Below are 1,251 nucleotides of genomic sequence, written 5' to 3' on the forward strand. Positions count from 1 at the left end.
GCCGGCGGGGGATACGGTTTGCATCGTTTGCCTCCAGGTTGGTGGGCTCCCCGGTGGCAGTGGGGAAATCCCAGGGCCGGTTCTAGCTCCGGCCCTGGGGGGCTCCCACCAAGGAGTGAGGCGAAGGTTTGTTTACGGCCCGTAACCATGTCAACGGCCCGTACACATGCCCACGGGCTGTTTACAGGCGTAAGATGCAAATGGATTTCTTGCTTTTTCACCCACCAAGGAGAAAGCGCCGTGAGCAAGGTTTGCAGCATGTTGGTTGACCGCATCCGCGAGGTGCACGGACTGTCGTCGGACAACGCTGTTTCCAAGCTGCTCGGCTGCTCTCGCCAGAACATTTCGCAGTGGCGTTCGACGCCAAAACAGATGGATGACGAGGTTGCCACCCGCGCCGCTGAACTTGCCGAAATTGACCCCGCAGAAATCCTCGCGCTACTGAACGCAGAGCGCGCCAAGTCGCCTCAGACCCGCGACCACTGGAACCGCCTAGCAATCTTGGCCGGGAGCGCCATGCGCTCTGAGGTTGCCGCATAAGGCAGTTTCGCCACGCTGTCTCTACCTGACGACCGATACCCGTTAAAAATCATGGCCTTAGAGGCTGCGCTATATCAATAATGTATATTATGTAAAGTCATAGGCCCTTAGAATCCGCGTACTTACGTTGTTTTCGGGGTTCGGGGGTGGACACAACGTCCACCCCCGTCAGGATCAAGCGGCGGCGCGCTGGCCGGCTTCGGCCTTAAGCATCTTTGCGATGCGATACCAGTGCTTCCGGGCTTCCATTGACTTGCAACGGTCGGCATGAAGCTCGGCAAGGATCAAGGCCGGGTCTTCGCCGAGAAGATTTGCCGCCTGAACGGCAACGGCATCATCCATCTGCGTGCGCTCGTGGCGGTAGTTCGAAATACGCTGCTGGGGAGCGTCGAAAGCCTTTGCCAGCGCGTAATCCGAGGTCTTTCCGATCTTCGCGGCAACGCGATCTAGCAGCCTGTTCGTGGCGTTCTTCACTGCTGCTTCCCCTTGGTGGTGAAAAGCAAGTTTTTGCGTTGCACAAGGCTACATCAGTCACGGCCCGTTGATACCGAAGGGCCGTTGACCCTCATGTGCCCTTGACCTAGCTTCCGCCTCACTCCTTGGTGGGAGCCCCCCAGGGCCGGAGCTAGAACCGGCCCTGGGATTTCCCCACTGCCACCGGGGAGCCCACCAACCTGGAGGCAAACGATGCAAACCGTATCCCCCGCCGGC

2 protein-coding genes are annotated in these 1,251 nt (G+C 59.2%); one reads left to right on the forward strand and one right to left on the reverse strand.

Annotation, left to right across the window (positions count from 1 at the left end; all coding sequences use genetic code 11):
- The first annotated feature begins 240 nt into the window (after positions 1–240).
- The gene (locus tag C3942_RS21845) at positions 241–540 is read left to right on the forward strand and encodes a hypothetical protein (protein WP_104232477.1); all 300 of its coding nucleotides are present in this window, start codon (positions 241–243) and stop codon (positions 538–540) included.
- Between the two features lie 174 nt (positions 541–714).
- Here the strand turns inward: C3942_RS21845 and C3942_RS21850 are convergent, their stop codons facing one another.
- Positions 715–1,014, reverse strand: coding sequence for a hypothetical protein (locus tag C3942_RS21850; RefSeq protein ID WP_104232478.1), 300 nt, complete (start codon positions 1,012–1,014; stop codon positions 715–717).
- Positions 1,015–1,251: the final 237 nt, after the last annotated feature.

The sequence above is a fragment of the Solimonas fluminis genome, from assembly GCF_002930645.1.
Taxonomy (GTDB): Bacteria; Pseudomonadota; Gammaproteobacteria; order Nevskiales; family Nevskiaceae; genus Solimonas_A; species Solimonas_A fluminis.